The following is a 384-nucleotide window of genomic DNA, read 5'->3' on the forward strand; positions in this document are numbered from 1 at the left end:
TAACTTATGATTTTTTAACATATTCGATACTTGCAAATCTTCTATACCGATAACATCGTGGTTTTTGATGATTTCAGTTGAGATTTTGTCCAAGTAATTTTTTCTAGCATTAGCTATGTATTCATGAATCCTAGCTACCCTTACTCGTTGTTTATTCCAGCGAGAAGATCCTTTCATTCTTCTAGAAAGAACACGCTGTGCTTTTGCCAACTTCTCTTCCAATGAGCAAAAAAATTTAGGGTTTTTATAGGTTGTTCCATCTGACAAAATGGCGAAATCTTTTAACCCTACATCCATTCCAATATAAGAATGTGTTTTCGGAAGTTCTTGCACTTCTGTTTCAACTAACAATGACACAAAGTATCTGCCAGAAGGGTTCCGTCT

The 384-nt window shown here is 35.2% G+C and carries 1 protein-coding gene; it reads right to left on the bottom strand.

What is annotated here, in order from left to right:
* A partial coding sequence (locus FOT98_RS31835; protein WP_144291297.1) for an RNA-guided endonuclease InsQ/TnpB family protein occupies positions 1–384 on the bottom strand: 384 nt, incomplete at both ends.

Origin of the sequence: Bacillus sp. HY001 (assembly GCF_007558965.1) — a bacterium.
GTDB classification, from domain to species: Bacteria; Bacillota; Bacilli; order Bacillales; family Bacillaceae_G; genus Bacillus_A; species Bacillus_A mobilis.